This is a genomic window from Candidatus Binatia bacterium (assembly GCA_036382395.1).
Classification (GTDB): Bacteria; Desulfobacterota; Binatia; order HRBIN30; family HRBIN30; genus JAGDMS01.
Genome location: DASVHW010000302.1, coordinates 21,117 through 27,500 on the forward strand (window position 1 = coordinate 21,117; position 6,384 = coordinate 27,500).

General features: G+C 58.5%; 6 protein-coding genes. 5 read left to right on the top strand and 1 reads right to left on the bottom strand.

Annotation, left to right across the window (positions count from 1 at the left end; translation table 11 throughout):
- Window positions 1-85 precede the first annotated feature (85 nt).
- Complete coding sequence (ftsY, locus tag VF515_14220) at window positions 86-997, top strand: signal recognition particle-docking protein FtsY (GenBank protein ID HEX7408792.1); 912 nt, start codon at window positions 86-88, stop codon at window positions 995-997.
- 104 nt (window positions 998-1,101) lie between these two features.
- Here the strand turns inward: ftsY and VF515_14225 are convergent, their stop codons facing one another.
- Window positions 1,102-1,260 (bottom strand): hypothetical protein, encoded by a 159-nt coding sequence (locus VF515_14225; protein HEX7408793.1) that lies wholly within the window; start codon window positions 1,258-1,260, stop codon window positions 1,102-1,104.
- Window positions 1,261-1,310: 50 nt separating this feature from the next.
- Here VF515_14225 and VF515_14230 point away from each other — a divergent pair, with 50 nt between their 5' ends.
- From VF515_14230 to tyrS, 4 genes are all read left to right on the top strand, one after another.
- The gene (locus VF515_14230) at window positions 1,311-1,583 is read left to right on the top strand and encodes a cell division protein ZapA (protein ID HEX7408794.1); all 273 of its coding nucleotides are present in this window, start codon (window positions 1,311-1,313) and stop codon (window positions 1,581-1,583) included.
- A gap of 1,035 nt (window positions 1,584-2,618) precedes the next feature.
- Window positions 2,619-4,181 (top strand): ribonuclease Y, encoded by a 1,563-nt coding sequence (gene rny, locus VF515_14235; protein HEX7408795.1) that lies wholly within the window; start codon window positions 2,619-2,621, stop codon window positions 4,179-4,181.
- A gap of 54 nt (window positions 4,182-4,235) precedes the next feature.
- Window positions 4,236-5,021, top strand: a complete 786-nt coding sequence (locus VF515_14240; protein HEX7408796.1) for a TIGR00282 family metallophosphoesterase — start codon at window positions 4,236-4,238, stop codon at window positions 5,019-5,021.
- Window positions 5,022-5,079: 58 nt separating this feature from the next.
- On the top strand, window positions 5,080-6,330 hold the full coding sequence (gene tyrS / locus VF515_14245) for a tyrosine--tRNA ligase (GenBank protein HEX7408797.1): 1,251 nt from the start codon (window positions 5,080-5,082) through the stop codon (window positions 6,328-6,330).
- The last annotated feature ends 54 nt before the right edge of the window (window positions 6,331-6,384 follow it).

Below are 6,384 nucleotides of genomic sequence, written 5' to 3' on the forward strand. Positions count from 1 at the left end.
TGCCGTATTCGTGGCTGTGGGGGTCTATTTTTTGCGGAGGCGGCGAGGTTCCGTTCCTGCCGTCGGGGCCACCTCTACGCCTCCTTTGAGCGAAGCCCCCAGGCCGCTAGGTCTACAGGATAGCCTTGCGCGAACTCGACAGGGGCTACTGGCCCGCTTGCGTGAGGCGTGGGGCACCGGGAAGGATACCGAAGCACGTCTGTTGGAACTCGAAGAAGCCCTGCTTGCAGCGGACGTCGGACCCAAGGCCACTCAACAGCTTCTTGCGAGAGTGCGGCCTCTGGCTGGCGAACTGGCCGATGCTGAAGCGTTGCGCTGCGCACTGGGCGATCAGATGCGCGCTATTCTCGAAGACGGCGCGGCTGCGCCTTCGATGGCAATGCCTTACGTGATCCTGGTTGCCGGCGTGAACGGTGTCGGCAAGACTACAACAATTGGCAAGCTCGCCTATCGCTACCGGCAAGCTGGGCAGAAGGTCCTCTTGGTTGCCGCAGACACCTTCCGTGCGGCAGCGGGCGAGCAACTCGAGCATTGGGGGCAACGGGTAGGTGCTTTGTGCATTCGACATCAGAGCGGCGCCGATCCATCGGCCGTTGCGTTTGATGGAATGAAGGCTGCTGTGGCGCGTGGTATCGAGGTCGTCATCGTCGACACGGCAGGCAGACTGCATGTGAAGACGCATCTGATCGAGGAGCTGAAGAAAGTTGTCCGCGTCATCGGCCGCCAAGTAGAAGGCGCGCCGCATGAGATTCTGCTGGTGATCGATGCCACCACCGGCCAGAATGCCATTAGCCAGGCGCGCGTGTTTTGCGCGGCCTTGCCAGTCACTGGCATTGTGCTGACGAAGCTAGACGGCACCGCAAAGGGCGGGGCGATTTTGGCCGTTCGGGCAGAGTTGGGAGTGGCGATTCGCTACGTTGGTGTTGGGGAGAACCCGTCTGACCTCACTCTTTTTGACGCTGGAGCATTCGTACAGGCCTTGCTGGCTGCAGGCTGATTTCTCTTGCTCCCAACTTCTGCTTGACATGCTGGCGGTGCGTCTTCTATGGTGCAGCAGTGCTTGATGTCTCAAAGGCTATCGACCTAGAAAACTTGAAGGTTTTAGAAGCTGAGATTGACCAGTTCTTGGACCAGCACGAGCAGGTGCGCGAGCAACACGATGCGCTTCTGCAACGCCTGAAAGACAGAGAAAAGCAGCTTGCCGAAGTCACGGGCCAACTGCAGCAATACCAGCACGAACGGTCCGAGATCCGGGCTCAACTGGAACGTATCCTGAGCCGGCTCGAAGCTCTGGACCTGGGGTAGGTTGCATGAGCGAGCCGCTAGAAATCGAAATCATGGGGCAGCGGCTGACCGTCAGGAGCGAGGACAGCGAAGAACACGTCCGGGCGGTGGCCCGTTACGTGGACGAGCAAATTCGCCTGCTTGCGGATACTCAGCTCGCGACGACGTCACTTCACCTTGCGCTCGTTACGGCATTGAATATTGCGAGCGAATATTGGAAACTACAGCATCAACAAGAGGAAGTTTACAAAACGATGAACCGGATGACGCAGCGCATCGGAGCCCGACTCCACCGCTGAGTTCTTCGGTATGGAAAGGAGAAGACACCGCGAGCGTTGTGAGAAGTGGTGCCCTTTGTGTCCTGAGGTGTTCAGCTCGTGGGCTCTATGTCTCGAGGCTTCCGATCTCGGAGGCTCAAAGAATGGGTGCAATTATCAAAGGACGCAATCACGACGTCGCCGAAATGGGGTTGTAGGGGTTGGCTGTGGGATATGAATTTGAACTGGGTTGTGTTGCATGGAGTTGTGTAAATACGAGGGGGTTTTGTCGGCACTGCCTCTAAGTAGCTGTTGGCGGTACGCGCATCGTATGGTGGATCCATGGATGAAAACTGAACGGATCGGATTGAGGATCCCGCGAAGTCTGGAGCCCCCGCACCGCTGTAAGTGACGAACCGCCCATTTCGAACCTGTTGCTGACCCTCGCCCCGGTCAAGTAGACCGGATGATGAGTGCCGAGAAATGTGCGATGCGGGGAGTGCTGAGGGAACGGCGAAAGCAACTGCCCCCTCAAGCGGTGAAAGCTGCTGGTGCGGCGGTCTGTGCCCTGCTTAGCACTCTGCCTGTCTACCAAACGGCCAAGTTGGTCATCGCGTATCTTCCGACTGAGAACGAGATCCCCACGGATCGGGTCATTGCCGAAAGCGCCCCAGTGCATCGGGAATTATACCTTCCCAAGAGTGGGGAGAAAGCCGGGTTTGTCCGTTGGCGAGTAGGCGAACCACTGGTGCGCGGTCCCGGTGGCGTCCTTGAGCCTCGCGAAGGCCTCCCGCTGCCGGCCGTGACCTCGGCGGTTGCGTTGGTGCCAGTGGTCGGTTGGGACGATAAGGGCACACGTCTAGGCCGCGGTGGGGGTTTCTATGATCGAGCTTTTGGAGATGCGACGCACGGGATCGTACGGCTGGGCTTAGCCTATGAGTTCCAGCGCTGTCCAGCACTCCCATGCGACCCATGGGATGTCGCATTAGATTACATCATCACGGAGCAACGGGTCCTTCGGTGTGGGGAAAGTGAGGTGCGGCCCGGACGGCTCCAGATAGGAGGGCTGCGATTATGATGAGTTACCTGATTAGTAGCTTATTGGTCGTTCTATTGTCAGCTGTCTTTGCGTTCATTCTCGATCGCGTGCGTCGACAGCAAGCGCGTCAACAGGCTCAGAACGCTGAGGAAACGGCGCGCCGAGTTCTGGGAGAGGCCCGCGCCGAAGCCGAAACGGTGCGAAAGGAATCTGAGATTAAGGCCAAGGAAGTCATTCTGCTTGCAAGAGCTGAGGCAGAGAAGGAGTCCCGCGAACGGCGGCGGGAACTGCAACAGATCGAGCGCCGTTTGACTTCCAGAGAGGAGAATCTGGAGAAGCGGGCCGAGCAAATCGAAAAGCGGGAAGCGGAGGTTACAAAGTTCGAACTGGCACAGCGGCAGAAAGAGAAGGGATTGGCAGAACGGGAAGAGCAGTGCCGAGCGGCTATCGAGGAGACGCGCCAGCAGCTCGAACGTGTTGCCGGTCTTACGGGTGAGGAAGCCAAGCGTGGGCTTATGGACCAAATGATCGATGAGGCACGCCATGAGGCAGCGAAACGCATTCGCATGGTGGAGGAAGAGGCTCGGGCTGAGGCCGACCGCCGGGCCAAGAAAATCGTCACGATCGCGATCGAGCGCCTGGCCGGCGAGTTTGTTGCTGAGCGAACCGTCTCGGTTGTCCAACTCCCCAATGACGACATGAAAGGCCGCATCATCGGCAGGGAAGGGCGCAACATTCGAGCTATTGAAGCGGCGACAGGGGTTGATTTGATCATCGATGACACCCCCGAGGCCGTGATTTTGTCGTGTCACAATCCCATCCGGCGTGAAATCGCCCGCATCGCTCTTGAGCGACTCATCTCCGATGGCCGTATCCATCCTGGGCGGGTCGAAGAGGTGGTACGTAAAGCCGAGCAAGAAGTTGAGGACAGTATTCGCGAGGCAGGGCAGAAGGCAATCTTCGAGGTGGGCATCCATGGCGTTCATCCCGAGATCGTCAAGTTGCTCGGCATGCTGAAGTATCGGTACAGCTACGCGCAAAATGTGTTGGCGCACTCGATCGAAGCGGCATTTCTCTGCGGGGCCATGGCCGCTGAATTGGGTTTGAACGAAAAACAAGCACGGCGGGCGGCGCTCTTGCACGACATCGGCAAAGCCCTCACCCATGAGGTCGAAGGTTCACACGCGATCATCGGCGCGGACATCGCTCGCAAGTATGGAGAGTCAGCAAAAGTCGTGAATGCGATTGCGGCACATCACGAAGAGGTCAAAGCGGAAACTATCCTGGCGCCGCTCGTCGATGCGGCCGATGCGCTGTCTGGTGCACGGCCAGGGGCGCGGCGGGAGATGTTGGAGAGCTACGTACGGCGCCTCGAGGACCTGGAGCGCATCAGCAACTCCTTCAAAGGCGTTGAGAAATCCTTTGCGGTTCAGGCCGGCCGTGAGATCCGGATCATCGTCGAGCCGCGCGCCATCAACGACGATCAAGCCTCAACGCTGGCGAACGAGGTCGCCCGTAAGATCGAGAGTGAAATGACATATCCTGGCCAGGTCAAAGTGACCGTCATTCGCGAGACGCGCGCCAGTGAATACGCGCGCTAAGCAGGACAGTCCCCATGTTGGCGGCGGTCTCTTTTGGGACCGCCGCGCCGACCGATGAACATATTGTTTCTTGGCGACATCGTGGGCAAGCCAGGTCGGCGTGCGGTTGGTGCGCTGCTGCTGCGTCTGATTGACCGCGAACGGCTCGACTTAGTGATCGCCAACTGTGAAAACGTCGCCGGCGGAATCGGGGTCGATCCGAAGAGTGCTCGTGATTTGTTCGACGCGGGGGTTCATGTGCTGACCTCCGGCAACCACGTGTGGCGAGAAAAGACGATTGGTGAGTTTATCACCCATGAGCCGCGCATGCTGCGACCCGCCAATTTTCCTCCGATGGTTCCGGGGCGCGGTTGGACGGTGCACGAAACGGCGGATGGTACCCCGGTGGGCGTGGTGAACCTGATCGGCCGTGTTTTCATGGATAGCGTAGACTGTCCTTTCCGGGTGGCAGAGAACCTACTGCCGGAGTTGCGGGCGCGAGCTCGGGTGATCATTGTCGACATGCATGGCGAAGCAACTTCCGAGAAGGCAGCCATGGGCTGGTTTCTTGCCGGCAAGGTTTCTGCAGTGCTCGGCAGCCACACGCACGTGCAAACCGCTGACGAGCGCGTGTTGCCCGGAGGGACGGCCTATATCACCGATGTCGGCATGTGTGGCCCGACCGAGTCGGTGATAGGCGTTCGCCGCGAGCAGGTCATTCGCAGGTTCCTGACTCACATGCCGGTGAGATTCGAAGTTGCGGGCGGCCCGGTTGTCGTACAAGGAGCCCTTCTCGATGTAGATCCGGAAACCGGCCGAGCCCAAAGCATTCGGCGGCTGCAGGACGTTTGTGATATCTAGTACTCATGGTGAAGCGGGTCTCATTTCCTAATAGTGCGTGACGGATTCACATCCAACGATGGGAACAGAATCCTTGAAAAATGCCGGATCGCTCGAGCAACAACTGGCAGCTATTCGGCGGGGTACGGTGGACGTTCTGCCCGCAGAGGAACTCGTGATCAAGCTGCGGGTGGGCCGACCGTTGCGGGTCAAGTTTGGCGCCGATCCATCGGCACCTGATCTGCACCTCGGCCATACAGTGGCCCTTACGAAGCTCCGTCAATTCCAGGACCTTGGTCACGTTGTCATCTTCTTGATCGGTGACTTCACCGGTATGATTGGCGACCCCACCGGGAAGTCTGAGACGCGTAGGCCGCTGACACGCGCGGAAGTCACTGCCAACGCTCAAACCTATCAGCAGCAGGTTTTCAAGGTGCTGGATCCGGCGCGAACCGAGGTGCGTTTCAACTCCGAGTGGATGGACCGGATGTCGGGGGCTGACATGGTGCGGCTGTGCGCGCATTATACAGTGGCGCGGATGCTCGAGCGTGACGACTTTGCGAAGCGCTACCAGGAGCAACGCTCCATTGGCGTACATGAGTTTCTGTACCCACTGATTCAAGGGTACGACTCAGTTGCGTTGGAGGCTGACATCGAAGTGGGTGGCACGGATCAACGCTTCAACCTTCTCGTCGGCCGCGAGATCCAAAAGGCCTATGGGATGGCGGCACAAGTCGTCGTGACCCTCCCCTTGCTCGAAGGAACGGACGGCGTTGCGAAGATGAGCAAATCGCTCGGCAACGCCATTGGCATCGCCGACCTACCGGAAGAGATATTCGGTAAGATCATGTCGATTTCGGATGCGATGATGCTGCGCTACTACGAGCTGCTCACTGCTGAGGATGTCGGTGCGCTTCGTCATCAGATTGAATCAGGAACAGCGCATCCCATGGACGTCAAAAAGAGGTTGGCGTTTCTTATGGTAAGCCGCTTCCACGGCGAGGCCATAGCGCGGCATGAGCTAGGAAGATTCGAGCAGCGCTTCCAGCGACGTGAATTGCCCAAGGATTTACGGACGTTTCAATGGCGGGATGAATTGCCTTTGTCGCTGCCCCTTGTCGATGTGATCATGGCGGCGGGGATGGTGAAAACAAAGAGCGAGACGCGACGCCTGATTCAGCAAGGAGCGGTGCGGGTCGACGGGCAGCGGATTGCCGACATCCACTACAATATCACCCCAACTCGAAAGAATCTGGTGATTCAGGTTGGGCCGCGGCGTGTCCTGGCCTTCGATTTCTTCCCCGAAAAAGATTTCGCTGGGGGGGGTTGACTGCGCGTGAAGCGTTTTCTATAAAGTCCGTTCCGCCAGCGTGCGGCCGGTCTT